This window comes from Paenibacillus sp. UNC499MF, assembly GCF_900107975.1.
In the GTDB taxonomy this organism is placed as follows: domain Bacteria; phylum Bacillota; class Bacilli; order Paenibacillales; family NBRC-103111; genus Paenibacillus_F.
The window spans coordinates 116261-142014 of the sequence record NZ_FNVF01000009.1; the positions used below are offsets into that span (position 1 = coordinate 116261).

Below are 25754 nucleotides of genomic sequence, written 5' to 3' on the forward strand. Positions count from 1 at the left end.
TTCCGAGATCGTTTCCGCGAAAACGTTCAGCTCCGTTCCTCCGTCTCTGGCTTCATTCAACTGAAGCGTTTTGCAAAAACGCATCTCGGAAAAATAAGCGCCGGTGCTGAAAGTCTGACTTTTTAAACATGTACTGACAGAAGAAGAAAGGAGCATTCGTGTGAAAAAAGTGTTGGCCATGATAGGGAATATCGCGCTTTATCTCGGGGTCTTTTATGCGCTGCTCTATCTGCTTCGCTCTACTTACAATTACGAAGTGACGCTGTCCTTCGCCAAGTTTCTGGATCGCAACCCGGCCATGTTTATGGCCGTTCTGTTCACGCTGATTACGCTTGTGTACATGCTCATTTTTCGTATTAAAGGGTGGATCTGGCCCCATGCGGAAAAAAGTCTGTTCCGTGCGTCGGGCTTCAAACGGCTGAGCGCCTCGCACGTCTTGTTGATGATCGGCCTGGGTCTTGCCGGAAGCCTGTTTAGCATCGGCCTTATCGTCATTGACGATATTGCGCGGCAGTTTCCGTCCATTCCCGCGCTGGTCGACGATACGATCAGGGGCGATTCGATCTGGTACGTCATTCTGGGCGCCGGTCTGATCGGTCCGGCATTTGAAGAAATATTGTTCAGGGGCCTCATTTTCAGAGAGCTTCGCAGGGTTATGCCGGTATATGCGGCTTTGCTGCTGCAAGCCGCGGCTTACGCCTATTTCCAGCCGAGCGCGGCGCTTTCGGTCATCAGCATCGGTTCGGGCCTGATTTACGGATCGCTGTATTTGCGCACCGGATCGCTGTGGGCGCCCATTCTGGCACAGAATACGGCAATGGGCACTATCTTTCTATTTAAATACATCGGGTTCTACGAATGGTTCGACAAGCTGGGCGATGTTTCGCTGTATATCATTACAGCGCTCTGTCTGGCTGCGTTGATTGGAGGTTCCGTCTATGTCTGGCGGACCTCTGGCAACGGCGGCATCGGCGCACGCGCCGGTCAAGCGCTGGCGGCTGATGCGCCGTCGGCAGCACAAAAGGGGGTCTGACCGATGAAGGCGTGGGGAATGATGCTGGCTCGCGTGGCCGTTGTTATCGGCCTGTATTTTGCATGGTTTTTTACCGTGACGACATTGTTTTTCGATTATGTGTACCCGAGAAGCGCGTGGTTTGAACGGAACACGGTATCCGTCATTATTTTAAACGATATCGTGGGTTTGCCGCTCATGCTGCTGGCCTGGAGGTTCATATTCAAAGAAAATCTGTTTAAGGCGGCCCAATTCCGCATGATGGGCGGCAAATCGGTGGCGATCGCTTTATGGATCGGGCTTGGAGCCGGCCTGTTTACGGTCGCTTTCTCCCGGCTTCCTCTCATTGCATCGGACAAGTACCGGTTCAACGAATTGTTTGATTACCTGAACCGCGCGGAATGGTATGTATTTCTCGTTTTCCTGATTCTCGGAAATATTTACAAAGAGACACTGTTCAGAGGCATTCTGATGAATGAGTTCAGACGCGTGCTTCCGGTATGGATCGCAATTGTGATTCAGGGCGTGCTGTACGGTGCGTTGTTCTTTTTGGGAGATATACCTTTGTCGCTGTACGGTTTTCTCGGCGCGGTTATTTTTGGACTCTTGTATGTCTGGTTTAAATCCATTTGGGCGCCGATTGCCGCGCAAGTCGCCTGTCAGGGCAGCCAGTACCTGCTTTGGCATTACGGACCGGAGACGACGGACGTCACCGTCATGTCCGTCTGTATGGCTGTGGCGGCGGCTATGATTGCGCTTGGCATATTCCTTGCGGTCAAGCACCGCTCTTCGATCTCTGCTCCGCTGTCTTCCAAGGCGGTGACATCGGCGTGAAGAAGGGGTTGCGAATAGCGGGAATTACCTTCCTATATTTGGTCATTTATGCGGCGATTGTGATGCTTTTCAATCACGCGCTCTACAACTGGGTCGGTGATCCCGGGCTGAAAGACTGGATCATAGGCAATTCCGGCATTGTGCTCATTGTATCCAATATCATCGTGCTTGCCGTCTATCTTCCGCTGCTTCGCTGGCAAAAAATTTCGCTGAGGGATTTGGGGTTTGTTCCTGCGCGCGGCGGATCGTTGCTGTTGTCCGCGGGAACGGGCGTCTGGCTCGGCTTGTTTATTGCCGTGTTTACCCGTCTACCGTGGGTAAAAGCGACTTTTCCGGCCATTTCGGATCTGGTCGCTTTTGTCGCCGGCGGCAGCCTGATCATTTTTGTGCTCGGCAGCTTGCTGCTTGGGTCATTGCTGGAGGAATGGCTGTTCAGAGGAATGCTGTTCCATACGCTTCGTCAACGTCTTTCGGTTCAGTGGACGGTTCTGCTCCAGGCCGTATTGTTCGGCGCGGTATTTATGAATGTGACGGTTGGCGCATTCGCGGCGCTGGGCGCGGTCGTTTACGGCGCCGTCCGCGCCGGCTCGCAATCGCTTTGGGGGTCGCTTGCGGCCCATGTGTGCAGCACAGGCACCTTGTATATCGTGCTGCAACGGGCGGGCGATTGGCAATCCGGCACGCTTGGATTATTAGCCGCGATCAGCGGACTCGGCATCGCGGCGCATGTGCTGCTGCTGCTCCGCGGGAGCGGCGGAAGGGCGAAAAAAGAACAGGCCGTCAGCAATTCCATTACTAGCTAGGAGGAAAGGGCGCCATGTTTCAACTGGATTTGCTGGATACCAAAAAAGACACTTCCCGGCGGAAGGGACGGAGCGGGGGCTCGGTCTCCAATGTTTCCCTCAAAGATATTGCGATTGTCGGGATATCCGCCAAGCTGCCGCGCGCGGAATCGCACGAAGCCTTCTGGGAACTTCTGCGGAGCGGCAAGGACCTGATAGGCGGGTTTCCGGATTCCCGCAAGGAGGAATTGAACCCGTATTTGCGCCGCATGGAGGCGCAATACGGCTCCGTTTCCTTTTTTGACGGGGCATATATCGAAGATATTTCAGGCTTTGACTATTCTTTTTTCCGGCTTTCGCCCAAGGAAGCCTCACTGATGAGTCCCGCGCAGCGCCTGTTCCTGCAGACTGCCTGGGGGGCGCTTGAAAATGCGGGGTACGGCGGAGATGCGCTGCATGGTTCGCGCACCGGCGTGTTTATCGGCTATAACGGAGACGCGCTGCATGATTACAAGCGAATCATCGAGACGCTGGATCCGGACGCCTTGTCCATGGCAGCGCCCGGCAATCTGAGCTCCATGATACCGAGCCGGATTTCGTATTTGCTTAATTTGCGCGGTCCGGCGATCAGCGTGGACACCGCCTGCTCTTCCTCGCTGGCAGCGGTCCATCTGGCATGCCAATCGATCCGCAGCGGCGAATGCGAGGCCGCAATTGCCGGCAGCGTCAAAATTAATGTACTGCCACTGGATACCGGCATAAGGCTTGGCATCGAGTCAAGCGACAACCGGGCCAGAACGTTCGACGACTCGGCGGACGGAACAGGCATCGGCGACGGCGTGATTGCGCTGGTGCTGAAGCCGTTGTCCCGCGCGCAGGAGGACGGCGATCCTATTTATGCCGTTATCAAAGGCAGCGCGATGAATCAGGACGGCAGCTCGGTCGGAATTACCGCCCCGAACGCCCTCGCGCAGGAAGACGTCATTGTGCGCGCCTGGCAGGATGCGGGCATTGATCCCGAAACGGTGACGTACATGGAGGCGCACGGCACGGGAACCTCACTGGGCGACCCGATCGAAATCGACGGGCTGACGCGTGCCTTCAGGAGATATACCGATAAACGGCAATTTTGCGCCATCGGTTCGCTGAAAACAAACATCGGCCATCTCGACCATGCCGCCGGCATTGCAGGTCTGCTCAAGGCGATCCTGTCGCTTGTCCACAAGCAGCTTCCGCCAACCCTTCATTACCGTTCGCCGAACCGCAACATTCCGTTTGTGGATTCGCCCGTTTATGTCAATGACGAATTGACGCCCTGGGAGACGGACGGCGAAGCAAGAAGATGTGGAGTAAGCGCGTTCGGCATGAGCGGAACCAATTGCCACGTTGTACTGGAGGAGGCTCCCGAAGGAATGCCTTCAGGCTCTTCGGACAAAACGGAGCTGTTCTGTTTGTCCGCGCACAGCATGACTGCGCTGGAGCGGCTTGTGCAGCTGATGCGGGACTGGGCTCAGCAGCATCATGGCGATGAGAACAGCAGCCTGGCTGACCTTTGCTACACCTTGGCTGTTGGCCGGGGAGCCCACCGGTACCGCCTGGTGATTGCGGTAAGGGGCTGGGAAGAGCTGCTTCAAACCTTGCATGCCGCAGCCGAAAGCGGCCTTACCGGCCTTGCGCTGCCGAACGTCCGCTTCGGGACGTCCGATTCAGCCGCGGCCGGAAATATGCGGCAGCTGCCCGCTTCAAACGAACGGGAAATGGACGCGCTGGAGCTGGGCCGGCGTTTCGTGGGCGGATACGAGATCGACTGGAACGCGATCTACCAAGGACAACGCCGCCGACGGCTGCCGCTTCCGACGTATCCGTTCGATTCTCACCGCTGCTGGGTGGAGGAGGCGCGCGCCGGAGCGGCGCTTTATCTGCCGTTTGCGGCCTGGAACGGATACTCGGTCAGTGGAGAAATTCCCGAGGAGCTGCAAAACGAAATGAACGAAACGTTTGCCAGATGGCAAGCGGCGCTGGAGCGGAGCGGCGGGATAACGAGCCAGCCCCGCCGCGGCGTTGCGTTAACCGGGGAGCGCTCCGGCCTGGAATGGGAGCAGCATGTCGCAAATGTCTGGGGAGAGCTGCTCGGTTATGACGAACTGCCTGCGGATGCCGGGTTTTATGAGCTGGGCGGTGATTCCATTATCGCACTCAAAATTGTAAACCGGCTCAGCGAGCTTGCGGGCGTCCGCATTCAGACGGCGGATTTGCTGGGGTTTGCGGATCTGCCTTCGTTCACGGCGCTGATCGAGCGGCGGCTCAGGGAAAGCGGCGCGGCGTCAGCGCAAAGAACGAACGGCCGGCACGATCGTCAAGGGGCGGACGTTAAGAATTACGGATACAAGGCGGACGAGGGTCATGACGGGCAAGCGGCAGCCATAAGTGTTGGCGGATCAGACGTCCAGGACGGGCCGTTGACCGGCCAGGCGGCCCACTCTTTATCCGGCATTACAATGGAGCCGATTCCAAAGGCGGCCCCCCAAGAGCATTATCCGGTTTCGTCGCCGCAGAAACGCATGTATTTGCAGCAGCAGGCGATGCCGGATGATCGCAGCTATAATTTGCCCGAATTGCTGCATTTGGACGGGGCTATCGATGCAGACCGGCTGGAGGCCGTCCTGCAAGCCATCGTGGAGCGTCACGAGACGCTTCGCACCACCTTCCATGTCATCGACGGAGAGATCAGGCAGCGCATTCACGCAGCCGTTCCTTTCCGCCTGATTCGCATGGAGGCCGATGAAGCGGAAGCGGACGGCGTACTGCAAAGCTTGTTCCGGCCGTTCAGGCTCGATAAGGCTCCACTGCTCCGCGCTGCCCTGCTGAAACTGGGGCCGGAGCGTCATATGTTGTTCCTTGATATGCATCACATCGCATCCGACGGTATGTCGGCGGGCATTCTCTTATCCGACCTGATGACTTTATATCAGGGGGGTTCGCTGCCGCCGCTGACGCTGCAATACAAGGATTACGCGGTATGGCAGGAGAGCAGGCCGCTCTCCGGAGACGCCGAGCGGTATTGGCGCGAGCAATGCCGGGGAGACTGGCCGACTCTTTCGCTTCCGACCGATGCCCCGCGGCCGCCTGTCAAAGGAAACCGCGGCGAAACGTTCGACGTATACGTCGAGGCGAGTTTGACGGCAGCCGTGCGCAGCCTCGCCGCCGAATCGGGCGCGACTCCGTTTATGGTGCTGTTATCGGCGTATTACACTTTCCTCGCCCACTATACGGGGGCCGAAGACATCGCGGTCGGTACGCCGATTGCGGGAAGGAACAGGCGCGAGCTGGAAGCGATCGCAGGCATGTTCACCGGCACGCTGGCGCTGCGCGCTTATCCGAGCGCGGACAAGGCGTTCAGAGCCTTTTTGTCCGAAGTGAAAGAGATGGCAACCGGGGCTTACGCCCACGCCGATTATCCATTCGAAGAAATCGCGCAATGGATGGACAGAAGGGACGCCAGCCGGAGTCCGCTGTTTGACACGATGTTTATCATGCAAAACCTGGGAATTCCAAATGCTTCGTCAGAGGGATTGACGTATCGCCACCAGCGCTTTGAGCATGGCACGGCCAAATACGATTTGATGATTCAGGCTGTGGAGAATGGTGAGGAATTGCGGCTTGTCGTGGAATATAATGCCGATTTGTTCCACCGCGCTACAGCCGAACGGTTCATGCGGCATTATGTACAGCTGCTGCGCAGCGTGACGCTTCGTCCCGACGCCGCGCTCGGCGAAGCGGAGATGCTGACGGAGGAGGAACGCCTGCATATGCTGGCGCTGGGCAGACGCGAAGCGGACTTTCCGCCGCCGCGCTGTCTGCATGATCTCTTCAAGGAACAGGCGGAAGCCGTTCCCGACTTGCCGGCCGTATCTTGCGGCGATGAATCCATGACCTATCGGGAACTGGATCGCCGCACCGATGCGCTGGCGCAAACCCTGCGCGCCAAAGGTGTGGGACGCGGCAGCATAGTCGGCATCATGGCGGAGCGCTCCATTCCGATGCTGAGCGCTATGCTCGCCGTTATGAAAGCCGGAGGCGCTTATATGCCGGTGGATCCGCATTATCCCGAGGAGCGCATCCGCTATATGCTGGAGGACAGCGGCGCGGAGCTGGTATTTGCGGACGGCGCGCGTTCCGGAGCCGCGGCCGTCGTGCCGGCCTCCTTGCAGGTGCTGGACATTGCGGATGAGGCGCTGTTTTCCGGCGAAAACGATGCCGCCGCCGTATGGCCCCAAGACGCCGCCGATCCGATGTATGTCATTTATACCTCCGGTTCTACGGGTCAGCCGAAGGGCGTCATCGTGCCGCACCGCAGCTTTTACAATTTCGGACATTCGCTCAGGACGTTTTTCGACTGGAAGTACGGCGAGGGAGACAGATGCCTAAGCCTGACCAATATTTCGTTTGACGTCAGCGTAGCAGAGCTGTTTATGCCGCTTATGTTCGGGGCTTGCACGGTACTATATCCGGAACCGAAACTGCTTGATCCGCGGCGGATTGCCGAGGTGATTGCGGAAGAGCGGATTACATTCGCTTACTTGCCGCCGTCTTTGCTGAAAGAGGTTGCGCGGCTGCTGGAGCAATCGGCTTCTACGATTACGCTGGACAAAATGCTCGTTGGAGTAGAGCCGATTAAAGACGAAACGCTGGAGCTGTATACGAAGCTGAATCCCGAGATTCGGATAATTAACGGCTACGGCCCGACGGAGGCAACGGTTTGCTCCAATATGTACGCATACAAGCCGGGTGATTATCGCGGCGGCTATGTGCCGATTGGCGGACCTATGCATAATGTCGAAATTTATATATTCGGCTATGGCGGCCAGCTTGCCCCTATCGGTGCGGCCGGAGAGTTGTATATTGCCGGCAGCGGCCTTGCCGACGGTTATGTGAACAAACCGGATATGACAGCCGAACGCTTTTTGCCGCATCCGTACCGCGAGGGTTGCTTCATGTATCGCACCGGCGATATCGCAAAGTGGCTGCCGGACGGCAACGCGATGTATGTGGACCGGGCCGATCAACAGGTAAAAATCAGAGGCGTGCGGATTGAAATGAACGAGGTCCGCTCGCAATTGATTTCCCTTCCCGATGTAGAGGATGCGGTTGTGGTCGTCCGCGAACAGGCAAGCGGCGACAAGGAGCTGTGCGCATATGTGGTCGCTTCGGACAAGCTCTCTTCGCGGGAATGGCGGAGAAAGCTGAAAGACAAGCTGCCGGAGGCAATGATACCGGCCTATATCGCGGCGATTGACGCGATACCCCTAACGTCGAACGGGAAAGTGGACCGGCGCGCCCTCCCGGAGCCGGAATTCGGGCTTCGGGAACGGGGAATTCCGGAGCTGCCGCGAGACGGGATGGAAGAGCGCGTCGCCGCCATTTGGCAGGAAGTGCTGGGCGATACGGCCGGGCCAATCGGTATTCACGAAGACTTTTTCGAGCTTGGCGGCCATTCCTTGAAGGCTGCCGTGCTGGCGGGCAAGCTGCAGCAGGCAACAGGCGCCCTGGTTCCGCTCAGCGTGATATTCGAGCTTACTTCCATTGCGGAAATGGCTGCCTGGCTGAAGGAGCGGGACGTCAGCGCTGCGGCGGCCGAGCCGATCCCGAAGGCGGAAAGCCGCGAATGGTATCCGATGTCGCGCGCCCAGCGCCGCCAATATATGATGCAGATGCTGGCCGGGGACGCCACCATGTATCATGTGCCGTTCGCGCTCCGTTTGCAGGGCAGACTGGATGCGGCCCGGCTGGAAAACGCGTTTACGGCGCTGATCGGCCGTCACGAAAGCTTGCGGACGACCTTTCATATGACAAAGGACGAGTTCAGACAAAAAATTCATCCGCCGTATGCATTCAAGCTGGAGACGCTGGAACGCGCAGCGATGATCGGGGACGAAGCACTGCGGGGAAGGGTGCCGGACGGCGCCGAGGTAACGAGGCTGATGGAAGTTTTCCGGCGCCCGTTCCATCTGGACAAGCTGCCGCTTATACGCGCGGGGCTGCTGCGGCTGAATGAGGATGATCATCTGCTGCTGCTGGATGTTCATCACATTATTACGGACGGCGTATCCTCCGGTTTGCTCGTGAATGAGCTGTCGCAGCTGTATGCCGGACAAGCGCTGCCGGAGCTGCGCGTGCAGTACAGCGATTATGCGGTGTGGCAGGAAGCAGGATTTGCTAACGCCGCTTATGCGGAGCATGAGCGGTACTGGATGGACATCTTCGAAGGCAAGCTTTCTGTGCTGGAGCTGCCGACGGATCGGCCGCGGCCGTCCCTGCCGAGCTATAAGGGCCGCCGCCATACGTTCCGGCTGGACGTGCGGACAACGGCGGAGGCGCGAAAGCTGGCGCGGGAAGCGAAGACGACGCTGTATACCGTGCTGCTGGGCGCTTTTGCCGCGATGCTGTCCAAATACAGCGGGCAGGCCGAAGTGATAGTGGGCACCCCTGCCGCCGGCAGGGATCATGCGGATACACATGGCATGATTGGCATGTTCGTCAACACGCTGGCGCTGCGGACGAGGCCCGAAAGAGACAAGACAGTACGCGCCTATATGGCGGAGCTGCATAACCATGTCGTAGAGGCGCTTTCACGCCAGACGTATCCTTTCGAGGAACTGGTTGAAGGACTGAAGGCAGATAGTGACAGAAGCCGCAATCCTCTTTTTGACGCCATGTTTGTCTTGCAGAATATGGACCGGGCGGCAATGGAAGCAGGCGGCCTTGTCTTTGGAGAAATACCGTTCGACTCGGGGACAAGCAAGTTCGACCTGACTTTGGAAGCGGTGGAGCGGGAAGCGGAAATCGAGCTTCAGCTGGAGTATGCAACGGATTTGTTTCATGAAGAAACCGCGCGCCGTATGGCGGAAAGCTATACCGTACTCCTGCGGGAGATGTGCGGATCGCTTGATCGCACGGTCGGCGAGCTTGAGCTGATGAGTGAAAGCGAGCGGGAGCAATTGCTGGCTCTGTTGGCGGGAAGAAGCATGCCGGTACAAGCGGCGAGTATAGAGGGGAGCAAGGGTAGGATGGAAATTGGAGCTGGGAAAGGCATGACGGACCGGCAAGGAGACGCGGCAGCGGCTTCCGCGCAAACAACGGCGGAATGGACGGGGTTTGTACAGGAAGTGGAACGCCAGGCGGCTCGCACACCGGATGCGGCGGCAATTCAGTTCGGCGCGGAAACGGTGACGTACGCCGAGCTGAACGAACGCGCGAATCGGCTTGCCCACTCCTTGCGGGCGAAGGGTGTGGGGCCCGAGCGCATTGTCGCGCTGATGGCGTCCCGCAGCCCGCTGCTGCTTGTCGCTATTTTGGGTGTTCTGAAAACCGGAGGCGCATATGTCGCCATTGATCCCGCTTACCCGAAAGAGAGGATCGACTGGATGCTTGAGGATTGCGGCGAAGCGCTTCTTCTGACGGAAAAAGCATATGCAGGAATCGTAACGAGTGCCGCTGCCGAGTGGTATCTGGACGATTCGGAGCTGTATGCGGCGGACAGAGGCAATCCGGAGTATGTCCATAAACCGGACCAGTTGGCGTACGTACTGTATACGTCTGGCTCGACCGGGCGTCCAAAAGGAGTAATGATCGAGCATCGCGGGCTGGCACATTTTATCGGCGGTTTCCGGAACCGGATTCCGTTTGAGAAGGGCCAGAGCATCCTGGCGATGGCATCGGTCTCCTTTGATATTTTTGTCGTTGAAAATCTGCTTCCGCTCACGCTCGGTATGCGGATTGTACTCGCGAGCGATGAGGAGCGGGGCGACGCCGCCTTGCTTCAAGGCCTAATCGACGCGCACGGCGTCGATGTGCTGCAAATTACGCCGTCGCGCTTCAAATGGTGGATGAATCAGCGAGGCGAAACCGACGGCCTGAAAAAGCTGAGCATCTTGATGATCGGGGCGGAGCCGCTGACGGCCGACGTGCTCGGCAGGCTGCGCGCCGCTACCGGAGCCAGATTGTTTAATTTGTACGGTCCGACGGAGACGACGGTGTGGACCTCTATCCGGGAAGTGACCGAAGGCGAGGACATTTCGATCGGCACGCCGATCGAAGGTTCAATCATGATGGTGCTTGACGAAGGACTGAAACTGCAGCCGACAGGCGTCACGGGCGAAATTTGCATCGGCGGGCCCGGCGTCGGGCGCGGGTATCTCAGCCATCCCGAATGGGATGTCGCTTTTGTGTCGAATCCGTACGCGCCGGGCGAACGCATGTATCGGACGGGCGACCTTGGGCGCAGGCTTGAAAATGGGGAGTTTGTCTACGCGGGGCGCCGGGATTTCCAGGTGAAAATCAGGGGCCACCGGATTGAAATCGGTGAAATAGAACAGGTGCTGCTTCGCCATGAACAGGTGAAGGAAACGGTCGTCACCGTGTTTCAGGAAGAAGATGAGGAATATGCGCTTTGCGCGTATGTCGTTTTGCAGAACGTCCCTGAAGCGGATGCGGAGCCGGACGGAGCCGTGCCATCAGGCCGGCTGACCGGGGAGCTGCGCGAATATCTCGGGGACAAGCTGCCTTCTTATATAGTTCCGGCCTTCATGGTCGTTCTGGATGCGATTCCGCTTACGCCGACGGGCAAAATCGACAGAAGGGCACTGCCGAAGCCGGGGCTGGACGACGCGGGCAAACGCGAGCTTGTTCCGCTATCGACGGATACCGAGCGCAAGCTGGCGGAGATTTGGAAGGAGCTGCTCGGTACGGATGCGATCAGCGCGAAGGACAGCTTTTTCGAACTGGGCGGACATTCGCTGAAAGCGGCGGGCATGATCAGCCGCATTGCGGAACGCTTTAGCATTCAAATTCCGCTGCGCGATATATTTATGAATCCTACGCTTGAAGGTTTAGCGGCCCATCTGGACACTAGCGGAACCGTCGCGGCCGCACGTATTCCGAAGCAGCCGGAGCGCGAGCATTACCCGATGTCGAGAGCGCAGCGCCGCCAATTTATGATGGGGCTGATCTCGGACGAGGCAACGATGTACCATGTGCCGTTCGCCGTGCATATGCAGGGTAAGCTCGATGTGGAGCGGCTGGAGGAAGCTTTCCTTGCGGTGATGCGGCGCCATGAATCGCTTAGAACGACGTTCCATCACGAGGAGGACGAGTTCCTCCAGCGCGTGCACGCGGAGCCGGTATTTACGCTGGAGCGGGGCGCCCGGCTGAGAATGGCGGCGGGCAAGCTGCTCGCGGAAGGTGGAGACGACGCGTTGTTCGGCGGCATCGGCACGCTGATGGAGAGATTTATCCGTCCGTTTGACCTCAGCAGCCTCCCCTTGTTCCGGGCCGGATTGATTCCGCTTGGCGAGGAGCGCCATCTGCTGCTGCTGGATTTTCATCATATTATTACCGACGGCGTCTCCGTCAGCGTCCTGCTGCAGGAACTGACCACCTTGTACGGCGGCGGCGTGCTTCCGGAGCTGGATATCCAGTACCGGGACTACTCGGTATGGCAGGAAGAACGAATCGGCAGCGAGACCTATATGGGGCATGAGCGCTACTGGCTGGAGGCGTTCGAAGGGGAACTGCCGACGCTGGAGCTTAAGACGTCCTTGCCAAGACCGGAACTTCAAAACTTCGAAGGCGGTCTGATCGGCTTCAAACTGGATGAGGAGCTGACGCTCAAAATCAAGGCATTTGCGCGTGAGCGCGGCACGACATTGTATACGGTGATGCTCGGCGCTTATTCGATGCTGCTGAGCAAATGGAGCGGTAAGGAGGATATCATCGTCGGCACGCCGGTAGCAGGCCGCAATCATGCGCAGCTGGAAGCGCTGATCGGGATGTTCGTCAATACGGTCGCGATTCGCAGCTTCCCGGAATCGTACCGGACAGTCGGCGACTATTTGACGGAGCTGCATGAGGATGTGCTGCGGGCGCTGGAGCATCAGAATTATCCGTTCGAGGATCTGGTGCAAAAGCTGGGAATCGAACAGGACCGCAGCCGCAATCCGCTGTTCGATACGATGTTTATTTTGCAAAATATCGACCGCGTCGCTTACCGTTCGGGCGGCATTGAATTCGACCCCAAGGAGTTCGATCCGGGCGTCAGCAAATTCGATTTGACGCTTGAAGCGGCGGAGCGGGACGGCGGGATCCGCTTTGCGCTGGAATATGCGACAAGTCTTTTCAGCGAAGAGACCGTCCGGGCGATGGGGAATGATTATACGGCAATTTTACGCGCGCTTGTCGAAGACGGAGCAAAGAAAAAAATCAGTGCCGTGCTTGCGGAAAGCAGGCTTGCTTGAACCACCATTCTGAGCTTAAGGGGGCGGCGAACGATGAAGCTGTCGATGAAAAGGAAACCGTTTAACGAGTTTTGGATGAACTGCATGCTGAACCAGGCGTTTTCCATTGCGGTGTCGGAGGAGCCCAGCTACAGGGATGCGGCGTATTTGAACATTTACCGGTATTATCCTTGGGAGGCCGCAACAGACAAGGACTTCCGCTATCCGACAATTGACACGCTGTATTATATGGACGATCCGGCCAGATTCCCGCTGTCGCAGGTGATCCGCTATATTGAGCCCGGTCATTTCCGCAGCAAGGAAACGGTGCCGGATGAAATCAGGGCGATGCTTGCGGGCGGACGCAGCTTGAGTGTAAACGTCGATCTGTATGACTGGTTGCCGGGCAGCATGGCCTGGAAAAAATTCCATTGGTATCATTATTCGCTGTTTAACGGATACGACAAGGAGCGCGGCGTCTTCTACGTCATCGACGATACGCTTGCGGGCTACGAGGAGCACGAGGTGCCGGAGGAAAGGCTGCTCAAGGCGTACGGCAACTCGGAATACAATGTGAACCCGGACTATTTGGGGCCTGCCTTCTACGTATACAACCTGCAGGAAAAGATTCGGCCCTACGAGCTGAAGCTGTCTGAAGTGGTTGAAAATGCGGAGCGGCTGGCGAGGGAGCTTGACGAGTTCTCGTTAGAGGGCATGTGGAATGTAGATTCCGACCCGGAGAAAAAGCAGGCTCATTTGACTTATGGCCTTGTCGGCGTCAACATCATCTGCAACCGGCATATCGCGAACATGTCGCTGCTCCGCTCCATGCGGGAGAAGAATCTGATCGGCGAAGCGCTGCATGAGTCGCTGTCCGGTCAGCTTGGGGCAGTGAAAGACGGATGGGATCTGGTGAAGGACCGATTTGTGACGGGAGACTTCGAACGCGGCAGAGAGCTGGCGCTCGCGGCCGATTTGTTTGCGAAGGAAAAAGCTTTCTGGACCACGCTTGCCGCCGGCGCGTAAAGGCAGCTTGCGTCAACATGTTACCCGGGAGGCGGGCGTTATGACGATATCTTTAATTTGTTTGCCGTATGCAGGAGGTTCCGCACAAGTGTACAAACGCTGGACGAACCGGCTGCATCCTGGCGTGCGTCTGGTGCCAGCCGAACTGGCGGGTAGGGGAAGCCGCATGGACGAGCCGTTCTATGCCGACGCGGCGGAGGCCGTCCGGGATTTGCTGCCGCTGGTGCGGGAGACGGCGCTTGGCTCCGACTCGTATGCTTTGTTCGGCCACAGCATGGGAAGCCTGCTCGGGTATGAGGTGCTGCATGCGCTGCGGGAAGAAGGATTCCCGCTGCCTGCGGCAGTCTTCCTCTCCGGCAGAGGGGCGCCGCATTGCGAGCAGAAGGAGGCTCGCCCGATCCACATGCTGCCGGATGACGAGTTTCTAGGCGAACTGAAACGGCTCGGCGGCATGCCGGACGAGCTGTTCAGGCATCGGGAGCTGCTGGATATGTTTATGCCGATTCTAAGAGCCGACTTTAAGCTTGTCGGCGAATACGAGCATGTGAAGCGGCCTCCGCTGCCGCTCCGGCTCACTATCTTGAGCGGCAAGGACGACAGCTGCGTCAAAGGCCCGCTCGGTGAATGGGAGCGTTATGCGACAAGAGGCTGCGAACTGATGCTGTTTGAAGGCGGGCATTTTTTCCTGCATGAGCGGGAGCCCGATATTGTAACGGTGATAAACAAAATGCTGACCGAGGCGCCTGCCCCGATCTGACCCTGAGGAGCGTGATGGTAGATGCTGAACAAACATACGATATGGTTTCCCGGTCAGGGCTCGCAGCGCGTCGGAATGGGAAAAGCGCTGAGCGAGCGGTATGCGGTCTTCAATAAGGCGATGGAGGAAGCGAACGAAGCGCTGGGCATGCGCCTTGACAGCCTGATGTATGAGGGACCGATGACGGAGCTGACGCGGACAGACAATGCCCAGCCCGCTATTCTTGCCGTTGGCGTGGCGATGTTCCGCGTCTACAGCCGGGAATGGGGATACGCACCCGCGATGGCTGCCGGCCACAGCCTGGGCGAGATTACCGCTTTAACCTGCGCGGGGGCCATAACGTTCCCGGATGCGCTCAGGCTTGTACGCAGCCGCGGCGAATTCATGCAAGAGGCGGCCGCTGCGGGGATCGGCGCGATGGCCGCCGTGAACGGGCCGAGTCCTGATGTTGTCGCCGAAGTATGCTTGGAAACGAGCGCAGGCTGCGCGGACGGAAGCCGTATGGTTGTGGTATCGAATATGAATTCGGAGCGGCAAACGGTGATTTCAGGCCACAAAGAAGCCGTCCATGAAGCGTCCGAAAGACTGTCCGGCCTTGGGGCCGCAGTCATACAGCTGCAGGTAAGCGCGCCGTTCCACAGCCCGTTGATGGCCCCGGCTGCGGCACATTTTGCCAGAGTGCTGAGCCGCGTCTCGTTTGGAGAAATGAGTTTTCCCGTAGTTTCCTCTTTGACGGGTCAGCCTTACGGGAATACGGCGGAAATCGCGGGTATGCTGGCAAGGGGCCTGACGGACCCCGTCAATTGGCCGGCGGTTCTTGCATTTCAGAAGAGCATCGGCGTGACCGCTGCCGTGGAACTGGGACCTGGCAATGTGTTGAAACGGCTGGCTCCACCGGGTGGAATGCGTGTATTCGCTTTTGACGACAAGGAGGATGAGGCGCATCTGGCTGCCGCAAGCCGGCAAACGGACGCATATCCGATTGAACTGCTGAATCGTTGTCTGGCTATCGCCACTTGCGTCCGCAACCGCAACTGGAACGCGGCCGAATATGAACAAGGCGTTGCTAAGCCATACCGCGGCGTGCAGCAGTTGGTCGAACGGCTGCGGGAGACGGGAGAGCAAGCGGCGGAGGCGCATGTCCGGCAAGCACTCGCGATGCTGGAATCCGTATTTCGTACCAAAGGCGCGACCGCCGAAGAGCAAGAGCGGCGGCTTGCAAGACTGCAGGGTGAGTTCGGCCTGCGCTTGCCGGGCGTTTCTCCTGCCGGCCAGCCATACGCGGGGAGTCTATCATAGGAAGGAGCGGAGGCATGGGTATCCGGCCTGCCAGTGACGAGTTGGATCGGGATGGAGTTGAGCGCTCCGCGGAACTGCCGTCACCCGTGGAGATTTTGCAGGCATTGATCCGCTTCAATACAACCAATCCGCCGGGCGAGGAAGCCGCATGCATCCTGTATATCCGGCAACTGCTTGAGAGTGCGGGCATTGAGACGCGGACCTATGCGCTTGATCCGGCCCGTCCCAACCTGCTGGCCAGATTAAAGGGCAGCGGGGAAGCACCTCCGCTGCTGCTTTACGGGCATGTTGACGTCGTTGGCACAGACAAACAAGCCTGGAGCCGCGACCCGTTTGGAGGCGACATTGAGGATGGCTTTGTCTGGGGGCGGGGCGCTCTTGATATGAAAGGCGGCGCGGCGATGCTCGTATCCGCTTTCCTCCGCGCCCATGTCCGCAAGCTGCCGCTGCGCGGCGATCTCATTCTGGCGATTGTCAGCGACGAGGAAGCGGGGGGCGAATACGGGGCTTCCTTCCTGGTCGAGCGGCATGCCGATTATTTTGCGGATGTAAAGTATGCGCTCGGCGAATTCGGCGGCTTCGCGTTTCATGCGCTGGGGAAAACCTTTTATCCGATTATGGTGGCGGAGAAGCAGCTGTGTTGGCTTAAAGCGACCATTCGGGGAGACGGAGGGCACGGCTCCATGGACAAGCCGGGAGCCGACTGTATGGCGCAATTGGGGGATATGCTTCAATCGCTTAACAGGAACAAACTGCCGATCCGTACGGTACCGGCGGCGCGGCTGATGATTGAAGGCATGGCCGCCGCGCTGCCGCTGCTGCCGGCGCTTCTGCTGAGAGGGCTGCTGCGCCCCCGGCTGGGCGGCCTTATCCTGAAGCTGCTGGGGGAAAAGGGCGGGACGTTCGCCCCGCTTCTGCGCAATACGGTCAGCGCGACCGTCGTTCGCGGCGGCGAGAAAATCAACGTTCATCCAAGCGAGATTACCGTCGAACTGGATGGCCGAACGCTGCCGGGCGTCACTCCGCAGCAATTTATAGACGAGCTGCGCCGATTCGCGATTCCTGATTCAATCGCGCTGGAAGTTCTGCGGCATGACCCATGCGCCGCGGTTCCCGACATGGGGATGTTCGGTTTGCTGTCCGATGTGCTGAAAGAAGCGGATGAGGAAGCCGTTCCGGTGCCGATGCTGCTGCCCGGAGGAACGGACGGAAGATTGTTTGCCAGGCTCGGCATCCAGACCTACGGTTTCCTGCCCATGCCGCTTCCCAAGGACATGCAGTTTACCAAACTGATTCACGCGGCGGATGAACGCATTCCCGTAGAGGCCGTCGGGTTCGGTACGGATGCGATTTACCGGGTGCTCGAGCGGTATGGAGCACAGCCACAGTCCTCAGATGGTTAGATCGAGCTTGCCGTGCACATGCCTCGACGATTGACCGATGCGAGGAACATGCAAGTTGTGCGTTGTGCATAGAAAAAAAGCACATGTGCAGGGTGACTCTCGCTCGGGAATGCCTACCATATTGTTGTGAGACAAATAAAAACACCTTCAAGATAAGGCTTCCACGTCGTGAGATGTGAATGTCAACTTTGGAGGTGTTTTTGTGTTAGGAACAAGACCGCAATTCCGGGTACGTAAGACGACAGAACATGCACTCTTAATAGCCGCGTAATCATTGGATCAGCCATCGTAAAAGTACTTATCGCCGGAGTGACCGCTTTTAATTGGGATTATGAATCGATATTCCTTTCAAAAGCAGCTTGATCGCCTTGACATGCAGGGCTGCATATTCTTCCCCGCTTAATTTCGGCATCGTAAGACAGAGCTGTGTTGCGCCAGCCATTGTGGACATTACGCCGAAACTCAACGTGTCGATATCTTCATGAATAAAAACGCCCTGGTCGATCCCTTTTTGCAGCACCTGTTTTATTGCAAAATAGGCTGCATCTGTGATCTCTTTCAATGTAGCAAATGCTTCGGATTCGCTGGAAAGTGTTCTGGCATACTCTTCGAGCGCGGGGAGTAATGGACTTTCACAATCTCTTCCGAATAAATGGGCCATGTCAAGCAATTGCTGGCTCGGAGACTTGGATTTCCCGCCCAAATGAAGCCACTTTTGTGACATTTGTTCCGAATGCTGGGCAAGCAATTGGAGAAAGAGCACCTCTTTGTTTTTAAAATGATGATACAAATTGCCTTTACTCATCTGTGTCAAAGTACATAAGTCGTCCATTGTAGCCCGCTCATAACCTTTTTCAACAAATAACGACTTGGCATGGTTTAAAATAATTGTTTTTGCTTCTTCTGCCGGCAACCGCCTTCTACTCATTAAGCTCCTCCAGGGAACCTTACGAACGGTTCCTTTGATGTTTGAAAAATTGAAAAACGCTATATGAGATAACGATAGCAAAAATCCCGAAGAATGCAAACCTCATATCTAACGTGTGGCGGTAAACAATACTTTGCAGCCCCATGTTTTCCAAAGCCGATGAGCCGTATCCCCAAATAGATGTATTGAAAATGTTCGTGGCAACATGTATCCCGATGGGAGCGGCCAATCCATTGGTGCAGTAAGCAACCACTCCCAGAAAGAATGCTCCTTGCAGGTAATACAGCGGTCCAAAAATTCCGTAGTTCAGCATTTCGGGGTTGAGTCCATGGACCAGGGCAAACGGGAGGGAAGTGAGGAGGATGGACCAGAATACACCGCCTCTTAGTGATCTGAACATACGGTACATATACCCTCTGAATAAAATCTCTTCAGCTGTACTTTGAATCAAAATCAAAGGTGCAGTAACAAGGAGTACAACTAACCACGGAAGCGGGTTGAATTGAAGCGTAAAAGCTTGAGGATGCACGGCGATATCGACAAGTAAATACACGATAAGTGCCAATACGTACAGTGAAAAATAATTCGTAAATTTTCGGTAATCAGGCCTTTTACCTTCAAATAAAAAGGTTCTAAAAGGAATGTTGAAAAAATATCTAGTGACGATGTAAACTCCGAGAATCAGGAAAAAAAAGGACAAATACAGCGTGATCAAACCAGATAACCCGGAGCGGGTTGCGGGAATTAAAGCATGAATAAGATTTAACCATAATAAAGAGCCGCCTTGCCAAATAATGAAAATGACGATGAGCCCTGCTAATGATTTGAAGCTGAATGGGATTGGGGGTCGGAGCCCATAATTTTTTTTCATAAAATACACCTATTTCTCATTGTAATTACCGACTAATTAGTCGGTAATTACAATATACTTATCCACATACAGGTCTGTCAACACAAAAAGCGTGCACGGTTGACTGCATGGGCAGCTACGAGCCAATCAACAATACGTTGCTTGCAGAGGAGATGACTTGTCCGACGCTAACATAACGAAGACTTTAAAAGCCGCATTTATGCGGCTTTTTTGTTAAAGTATCTGGATTTTTAAAGGCTGCTGATTTTAAAGAAGCGATGAAGCGTGTTATTTAGTACGGCCATAATGCTTCCCGTAAGACAGAATCTTGTCATATAAATGTTTATTTTTAAATGCTTTAAGCGGGTATATTTGCGGCCGCGTGTTCACTTCCAGAATCCAAACTTTCCCCTTTGGATCGAGAGCCACATCCAAGCCGAGCTCCTGGAAACCTTTGTGATGACGGTCAAAGTTTTTGCCGACGGCAACGCCAAGCCTTTTGAGTTTCGACTCCAGCTGTTGGGTGAAGGCAGGACTAAAATCGGTACCGTTCATCGTATTGCTAAATGTTCTAACGGTGCCGCCTTGATTATAATTGGTGGCTACTTTGCCGGATTTGCCGATTTTGGTGAAGAGGGCGGTACTAACCCACTCTCCCTGTCTCGTTTTCTGGACCATGACCCGGATATCGAATGGATTCCCATTGCTTTTGGCTAAGCGAATTCCTTTCTGCAGCAGATAAGATTTGCTCCCTGCAAAGCGATTCAGATCACGATACAAGTGAGTTTTACTTGCGTACGACGTTTTAGCAGCCTTCATCTGGCTTAGGTAGCCCTTGGCTGTTTTGCGGATACGGATAATGTTTTCTCCGCCTGACCCGATGGTTGGCTTAAAGAAGACGATGCTATAGTCTTCCAGCATAGCGGACAGATTTTTTTGGTTAAACCGTAATGTGCGCGGTACGTATTTTCGGAAATAGGAATCTTCAAGCAACCATTGGGTTTTCTTCCACTTACTACTGACAATACGGCTTTTATACTTCATTCTTAAGGGACTCCCCCTCTTGTTTTTGTTCAGCATATGCCGAAAAACAGAGATAGTCTCTATAATGGCCTTGAACTAAGATATAAGCCTGCGACCATTTTCATCTAAAAACAAGAAGATGAAGATTAAAGAAGGAGTGAGAGCGTATAAGCAAAATTAAAAAGCCGGCGGAGTCACCGAAAAAAGTACGGCAGCATGTTCATTAAAATCGTTTTCCCATTTATGCTTCATTTGAGCCGGTATTTTTACACTATCGCCGGCTTCCAATACGTATTCCGCATCGTCTAAAAACACTTTGATTTTCCCCTCCAACACAAAAGCAACTTCTTCTCCTTTATGCTCCAACTGTTTCTCAGATGAGACGGTGTTCGGTGGAACATTCATAATGGCTGTTGCCAGGTTTCCGGTAAAATCAGGCGAAACCAGCTCATAAGACAAGTTTTCAACGACCATTTTCTTTCGGTTATTCGATCTGACCACTAAATCAACCGTGTTTGTTTCTTCCATGAAAAAACTAAAGGTAGGAACTTCCAAAGATTTCGCTAATACCTTAATAGTCTGAATAGAAGGGTTTGCTAAGCCACGCTCGATTTGGCTCAACATCGAAGGTGTTATTTCCGCCAGCCTTGCTAATTCTCTCATACTTAAGTCTTTAGCTTTTCTATATTTCTCAACCTTTTTGCCAATATCTATATTTTCCATTACCATGCACCCCTAAAGTATTTTCTGTTAATTTTAATTTAATAAAATTAAATATAACTTAACAATCGAATTGGTTTATGTTAAACTCCATTTAAACATATTAAATTAAATTTTATTCGCTTTGATGCCTATAATCAAGTCAATGAGGAGGATTAACAAAGTGGAAGAGTTTGAATTCAGAGAGCTTCAATCCTGGAAAGAGAAAGAATACTTTCCTTTACTAAACAAGCTCATTTCGAAGGACGAAATGTTGTGGTTAAATCCTAAGATTGAAAAGTTTGAAACAGGAAGTAAGAAAACCCCTCTTACACAAGAGGATGTAAGGGAGGCAGAGGACAGGTTGAACCGTTTCGCCCCGTATATCGCCAAAGTTTTCCCGGAAACCAAACCGATGAATGGGATAATTGAATCTCCCTTAAAAAGAATTCCTTCCATGAAAAAATCCTTGGAACGGAATTATCAACAGCCTATATTGGGTGAATTGCTGCTTAAGTGTGACAGTCACCTTCCTATATCGGGGTCCATAAAAGCAAGAGGCGGGATTTACGAAGTTCTTAAACATGCGGAAGAATTGGCTCTTGAACATCAATTGTTGACAATTCGGGATGACTATTCCCTTTTAGATAGTGACCGGTTTCGGTCCTTCTTTTCCCAATATTCAATCGCGGTAGGCTCAACTGGAAATTTAGGACTCAGCATTGGCATAATGAGTGCGAAGTTAGGTTTTAATGTGACCGTTCATATGTCGGCTGATGCAAAACAATGGAAGAAAGACTTGCTACGAAACAAAAATGTGAATGTAATGGAATATGAAGCGGATTACAGTAAAGCGGTAGAGGAAGGCCGGCTGCAGGCGGACGGGGATCCTTCCTGTTATTTTGTAGATGATGAAAATTCCCACGACCTGTTTTTAGGATACGCGGTAGCAGCATCTCGGCTAAAAAAACAATTAGAAGAATTAGAGATCACAATTGATGAAGATCATCCTTTGTTTGTTTACCTTCCATGTGGAGTAGGCGGGGGTCCCGGCGGTATAGCTTTCGGGTTAAAGTTATTGTATGGAGATCATGTCCACTGTTTCTTTGCAGAACCAACCCACTCTCCATGTATGTTACTTGGTTTAATGACCGGACTTCACGATAAAATTTCCGTACAAGATATCGGGATCGACAATATAACGGATGCTGACGGCCTTGCTGTTGGAAGACCATCCGGATTTGTGGGTAAAACGATAGAACCGTTTCTAAGCGGTGCTTATACGGTGAGCGATGAACAATTGTATAGGTTATTGAAGGAACTAGCGGATACCGAGGGAATTCATTTAGAGCCTTCTGCCCTGGCGGGTATGATAGGACCCATCAAATTAAGTAAGGAAGGAACCGATTATTTACACAAGCATAATTTAACGGGAAAAATGAGCAAGGGTGCCCACATTATTTGGGGGACAGGCGGAAATATGGTTCCTGAAGAAATGAGGGAGCAGTATTATCAAAAAGGATTGAATTTAACACAAACGAAAAAGAACCCCTAATTGAGGGGGCTTTTTTGTGTCCAAATGAAGTTCTATGAACTAACGAAACCATTTACGCTGTGTTCAACGGTAAAACGGGGGTGAAACAATTATCGAACTACGGGCCATGACAGATCCTTCTGTCCTACCGCTAACGGTTATTCAATAAATAATACTTGTAAGCAATCTGTATGCTATCTTTTGCATTGTTTCCTATGCGAGGAATACCGTGTCCCCCTGCTATAATCGTCGGTTCAAGAGAAAGCTGCCATAGTTTAGAAAAGCTTTCGCCTAATTTATCTGCACTATATGCCAAATCGCCTTTCCAGCCGGTAGAAGCCGTGCTGCCTGTTTCACCATCCGGAAAAAACATATCTCCCGTAAACAGAACAGTATCGTGATCTAACTTTAGATAAAATAGAACACTTCCATCACTGTGACCCGGCATTAAGTACACGTAGATAGTCAAATCACCCACATGCAGTTGAGTGTCCTCTGTAAATAATTGATCGGGTATGCAAGGCGGCATGACATGGTTCGTGTAAGGACTTTGAGGTCCGAAATTTCCGGTCTCCATCATGGATTTATCGGGTGCTCCTACATAAATCCGGGCCCCTTGCTTTTGAAAATAGGCTGCACATCCGGCATGATCATCGTGTCCATGTGTTAAAAGGACATGGGTGACAGATTGTTCGCTGATTCCCCAATAATTAAGGTTTTCCAGCAGGGTATCCAATGCTCCGGGATTACTGCTATCCACCAATACATATCCTTCACTATGCTTGATTGCATAGGCATTTCCCAATTTACCGTAGGTTCCTCCCGAAAGGAGAAATAGTCTTTTTCTTACTTGCATGTACGTTCACCTCATTTAATCGTTTGCCGCACTTGAATATCGGTGTACAGTTTTATTATAGTGCCATGTGCATTTATGTGCAATAATATTTACGAATTATATCAATTTCATGAATAAGATTGCAAAACGTTGCATGACGTGGTACTTTTATTTCGAGGTGTGAACACGATGTTAATTGAAGAACGATTGGACAAAATAAAATCGATTATTGAAGCAAACAAGAGCGCGACCATTGAATTTTTATCTGAGACGCTGGATGTATCGAAGGATACTATCAGGAGAGACCTGATTAAATTAGAGCAGCAAAATGTTGTCCGTCGTACTCACGGAGGAGCGGTTTCCGCTAACCGTGAAGCCATGATTCTGGATTATGACCAAAGATCAAGCCGATTAAATCGGATTAAAGAACAAATAGCGCAAAAAGCTGCGGAAATCGTTAAAGATAACTCAAGTATTCTGTTTGATTCTTCAACAACGGTTGAAGCGGCCATTATGCAATTAGGGAATAAAAGGTTGTATGCGATCACCAATTCCTTGACTCATGCAAAATTGCTTGCAAAGCTTGAAAAGGCTGAAATTACACTTCTTCCAGGAAAACTCCATAAGGATCAATTGTTTTTGTACGGATCGGAGACAGTAAAAAAGATTGAACAGTATAACACCGACTATACTTTATTAGGCGTTTTTGCTTTATCTAAAGATGGCGTATTTATTCATACCGAAGAAGAGGGTCTGGTAAAACGACAAATGATTGCTCAAGGACATCACGTTATCGCGCTTGCCGACCACACCAAAATCGATACAACCGGTTTTTTTAAAGTATGTTCCTTAGCGGAAATCGACGTCCTGGTTACCGATCAACAACCCGAACCTCAAATGATGGATTATCTGAACGAGAACAAGGTGGAAGTAATCGTAGCGAATGAGCAAAGAGGTGAGAAATAATGACGAGTAACAAAGAAATCATTTTAGATACCGTGAAAGAACCGGCTTGTTTTCCAAATGTACCGCCCACTTTTTTGACGGATAAGACTATGAACGAGCGTAAAACCAAAGTTTTGAAGGCGATGAAAAAAGAAGGGTTTCAGATAGTGGCCATCTATGCGGATAAAGAACACGGAAGCAATTTTGAATATTTAACCGGATTTATTCCGCGTTTTGAAGAAGGACTGCTTCTTATTGAGGATTCGGGAAAGTGCACCGTTATTTTAGGTAACGAGAACTTAAAAATGGCGGCCTATTCACGGGCAGCCGTTACCTTAAAACATAGCCCGTTGTTTTCATTGCCCAACCAACCGATGGATAATGAAGCGGCTTTAGAGGAGATTCTTCAAGAAGCGGGATTAGATCAGAAGAATAAAATAGGGTTAGTCGGCTGGAAAATGTTCACAACCCAAAAAAGTGATCCTTCCACTTACTTTGATCTTCCGTATTTCATTGTGGAAGCTTTCAAGAAGGCAAAACGTTCGGATGCCGAGCTGGTCAATGCCGCTCATCTTTTTATCGGCGGAGATTTCGGCGTTCGTACAACGAATAATGCCAATGAAATCGCTCATTATGAATACGGTGCAAATTTAGCTTCCACATGTATGTTAAGGGCCATGAATGAGGTAGAGACGGGAAGAACAGAAGCGGAAATCGGAGACAGATTGACAGCGGAAGGACAGTATAACACGGTTGTCACAATTGCTGCAGCAGGTCAGCGTTTCGATAAGGCGAATTTCTATCCTACACATAAAAAAATTCAGTTAGGAGATCCCTTGTCATTAACGACAGGGTTTAAAGGAGGCTTGTCCAGCCGGACCGGTTTTGTTATTGAATCAGAAAAGCAGCTGCCGTCAGCTCAAAAAGATTATTTGGACCGGGTTGCCAAACCCTACTATTCGGCGGTAGTCAGCTGGCTGGAAACGATCCGAATCGGCATGAAAGGCGGCGAGTTATACCGCCTGATTGAAAATGTTTTTCCGAAAAATAAATATCACTGGCACCTGAATCCTGGTCATTTAGTTGCAGACGAAGAATGGATGTCTTCCCCAATTTATGAAGAATCAACAGAAATATTAAAGAGCGGGATGATCTTTCAGCTCGATATTATCCCCTCCATTCCGGGTTATACAGGGGTTAGTGCGGAAGAATGTGTGGCAATCGCCGATCAACCATTACAGGACGAAATTAAACGGCATTACCCCGGACTATGGCAGCGAATGACTACGAGAAGAAATTACATCGAAAATGAACTGAATATTCAACTGAGTAAAGACGTCCTGCCGCTGTCCAATACCGCAGCCTATTTGCGACCCTTCTTTTTAGCGAAATCTCAAGCTTTTGTTGTGAGAAAATAAAGTGCCTGAAGTTTTGAAACTCGGGAATTCAAGTCAAGAAATCAGTGAGCCCAAAGTCCATAGACAGAGAATGCCGCGCAAACGTGTGAGAGCCCGCTTCGGAAGCGAGCTCTTTCACATTTTAGACAGGGACGGATC

General features: G+C 53.0%; 16 protein-coding genes. 11 read left to right on the forward strand and 5 right to left on the reverse strand.

Annotation, left to right across the window (positions count from 1 at the left end; translation table 11 throughout):
- Nucleotides 1-160: 160 nt before the first annotated feature.
- Genes C4S74_RS18440 through C4S74_RS18475 form a run of 8 tightly spaced genes read left to right on the forward strand, consistent with a single transcriptional unit; the run spans nt 161 to nt 17384 of the window.
- Nucleotides 161-1033, forward strand: a complete 873-nt coding sequence (locus C4S74_RS18440) for a CPBP family intramembrane glutamic endopeptidase (RefSeq protein ID WP_103996755.1) — start codon at nt 161-163, stop codon at nt 1031-1033.
- A gap of 3 nt (nt 1034-1036) precedes the next feature.
- Nucleotides 1037-1846: a CPBP family intramembrane glutamic endopeptidase gene (locus C4S74_RS18445; RefSeq protein ID WP_103996756.1), complete on the forward strand. Its 810-nt coding sequence runs from the start codon at nt 1037-1039 to the stop codon at nt 1844-1846.
- Nucleotides 1843-2649, forward strand: a complete 807-nt coding sequence (locus C4S74_RS18450; protein ID WP_103996757.1) for a CPBP family intramembrane glutamic endopeptidase — start codon at nt 1843-1845, stop codon at nt 2647-2649. The genes C4S74_RS18445 and C4S74_RS18450 overlap by 4 nt, the downstream gene beginning before the upstream one ends.
- Nucleotides 2650-2663: 14 nt before the next feature.
- On the forward strand, nt 2664-12920 hold the full coding sequence (locus tag C4S74_RS18455) for a non-ribosomal peptide synthetase (protein ID WP_103996758.1): 10257 nt from the start codon (nt 2664-2666) through the stop codon (nt 12918-12920).
- Nucleotides 12921-12953: 33 nt separating this feature from the next.
- Nucleotides 12954-13925 carry a hypothetical protein gene (locus C4S74_RS18460; RefSeq protein WP_103996759.1) on the forward strand — a complete coding sequence of 324 codons (972 nt, stop codon included), beginning with the start codon at nt 12954-12956 and terminating at the stop codon, nt 13923-13925.
- Nucleotides 13926-13965: 40 nt separating this feature from the next.
- Nucleotides 13966-14682: a thioesterase II family protein gene (locus C4S74_RS18465; protein ID WP_103996760.1), complete on the forward strand. Its 717-nt coding sequence runs from the start codon at nt 13966-13968 to the stop codon at nt 14680-14682.
- Nucleotides 14683-14703: 21 nt separating this feature from the next.
- On the forward strand, nt 14704-15981 hold the full coding sequence (gene fabD, locus C4S74_RS18470) for an ACP S-malonyltransferase (RefSeq protein ID WP_103996761.1): 1278 nt from the start codon (nt 14704-14706) through the stop codon (nt 15979-15981).
- A 14-nt stretch (nt 15982-15995) separates the two neighbouring features.
- On the forward strand, nt 15996-17384 hold the full coding sequence (locus C4S74_RS18475; protein ID WP_103996762.1) for a M20/M25/M40 family metallo-hydrolase: 1389 nt from the start codon (nt 15996-15998) through the stop codon (nt 17382-17384).
- Nucleotides 17385-17703: 319 nt separating this feature from the next.
- Here the strand turns inward: C4S74_RS18475 and C4S74_RS18480 are convergent, their stop codons facing one another.
- The 4 genes from C4S74_RS18480 to C4S74_RS18495 all read right to left on the reverse strand — a co-directional run bounded on the left by C4S74_RS18480 (nt 17704) and on the right by C4S74_RS18495 (nt 20908).
- Nucleotides 17704-18312 (reverse strand): TetR/AcrR family transcriptional regulator, encoded by a 609-nt coding sequence (locus C4S74_RS18480; protein ID WP_103996763.1) that lies wholly within the window; start codon nt 18310-18312, stop codon nt 17704-17706.
- Between the two features lie 19 nt (nt 18313-18331).
- The gene (locus tag C4S74_RS18485; protein ID WP_258042535.1) at nt 18332-19183 is read right to left on the reverse strand and encodes a CPBP family intramembrane glutamic endopeptidase; all 852 of its coding nucleotides are present in this window, start codon (nt 19181-19183) and stop codon (nt 18332-18334) included.
- A 267-nt stretch (nt 19184-19450) separates the two neighbouring features.
- Nucleotides 19451-20206 carry a YheC/YheD family protein gene (locus C4S74_RS18490; RefSeq protein ID WP_103996764.1) on the reverse strand — a complete coding sequence of 252 codons (756 nt, stop codon included), beginning with the start codon at nt 20204-20206 and terminating at the stop codon, nt 19451-19453.
- A 156-nt stretch (nt 20207-20362) separates the two neighbouring features.
- Nucleotides 20363-20908 (reverse strand): cupin domain-containing protein, encoded by a 546-nt coding sequence (locus C4S74_RS18495; RefSeq protein ID WP_103996765.1) that lies wholly within the window; start codon nt 20906-20908, stop codon nt 20363-20365.
- A gap of 142 nt (nt 20909-21050) precedes the next feature.
- Between C4S74_RS18495 and C4S74_RS18500 the strand changes: the two genes are divergently transcribed.
- Complete coding sequence (locus C4S74_RS18500) at nt 21051-22439, forward strand: D-serine ammonia-lyase (RefSeq protein ID WP_103996766.1); 1389 nt, start codon at nt 21051-21053, stop codon at nt 22437-22439.
- 130 nt (nt 22440-22569) lie between these two features.
- On the opposite strand, the gene C4S74_RS18505 is transcribed toward C4S74_RS18500, so the two are convergent.
- A complete protein-coding gene (locus C4S74_RS18505) occupies nt 22570-23274 on the reverse strand; it encodes an MBL fold metallo-hydrolase (RefSeq protein WP_103996767.1) in 705 nt (234 codons plus the stop codon).
- A 168-nt stretch (nt 23275-23442) separates the two neighbouring features.
- Between C4S74_RS18505 and C4S74_RS18510 the strand changes: the two genes are divergently transcribed.
- Together C4S74_RS18510 and C4S74_RS18515 are read left to right on the forward strand one after the other, a co-directional pair.
- The gene (locus C4S74_RS18510; RefSeq protein ID WP_103996768.1) at nt 23443-24219 is read left to right on the forward strand and encodes a DeoR/GlpR family DNA-binding transcription regulator; all 777 of its coding nucleotides are present in this window, start codon (nt 23443-23445) and stop codon (nt 24217-24219) included.
- Nucleotides 24219-25616 carry a Xaa-Pro peptidase family protein gene (locus C4S74_RS18515; RefSeq protein WP_103996769.1) on the forward strand — a complete coding sequence of 466 codons (1398 nt, stop codon included), beginning with the start codon at nt 24219-24221 and terminating at the stop codon, nt 25614-25616. Before C4S74_RS18510 ends, C4S74_RS18515 begins: the two co-directional genes overlap by 1 nt.
- Nucleotides 25617-25754 lie beyond the last annotated feature (138 nt).

Coding starts and splice junctions, on each gene's coding strand:
- C4S74_RS18445 (WP_103996756.1), top strand. CDS start 1,037: ATGAAGGCGTGGGGAATGATGCTGGCTCGCGTGGCCGTTGTTATCGGC.
- C4S74_RS18455 (WP_103996758.1), top strand. CDS start 2,664: ATGTTTCAACTGGATTTGCTGGATACCAAAAAAGACACTTCCCGGCGG.
- C4S74_RS18460 (WP_103996759.1), top strand. CDS start 12,954: ATGAAGCTGTCGATGAAAAGGAAACCGTTTAACGAGTTTTGGATGAAC.
- C4S74_RS18465 (WP_103996760.1), top strand. CDS start 13,966: ATGACGATATCTTTAATTTGTTTGCCGTATGCAGGAGGTTCCGCACAA.
- fabD (WP_103996761.1), top strand. CDS start 14,704: ATGCTGAACAAACATACGATATGGTTTCCCGGTCAGGGCTCGCAGCGC.
- C4S74_RS18475 (WP_103996762.1), top strand. CDS start 15,996: ATGGGTATCCGGCCTGCCAGTGACGAGTTGGATCGGGATGGAGTTGAG.
- C4S74_RS18480 (WP_103996763.1), bottom strand. CDS start 18,312: ATGAGTAGAAGGCGGTTGCCGGCAGAAGAAGCAAAAACAATTATTTTA.
- C4S74_RS18485 (WP_258042535.1), bottom strand. CDS start 19,183: ATGAAAAAAAATTATGGGCTCCGACCCCCAATCCCATTCAGCTTCAAA.
- C4S74_RS18490 (WP_103996764.1), bottom strand. CDS start 20,206: ATGAAGTATAAAAGCCGTATTGTCAGTAGTAAGTGGAAGAAAACCCAA.
- C4S74_RS18495 (WP_103996765.1), bottom strand. CDS start 20,908: ATGGAAAATATAGATATTGGCAAAAAGGTTGAGAAATATAGAAAAGCT.
- C4S74_RS18500 (WP_103996766.1), top strand. CDS start 21,051: ATGAGGAGGATTAACAAAGTGGAAGAGTTTGAATTCAGAGAGCTTCAA.
- C4S74_RS18505 (WP_103996767.1), bottom strand. CDS start 23,274: ATGCAAGTAAGAAAAAGACTATTTCTCCTTTCGGGAGGAACCTACGGT.
- C4S74_RS18510 (WP_103996768.1), top strand. CDS start 23,443: ATGTTAATTGAAGAACGATTGGACAAAATAAAATCGATTATTGAAGCA.
- C4S74_RS18515 (WP_103996769.1), top strand. CDS start 24,219: ATGACGAGTAACAAAGAAATCATTTTAGATACCGTGAAAGAACCGGCT.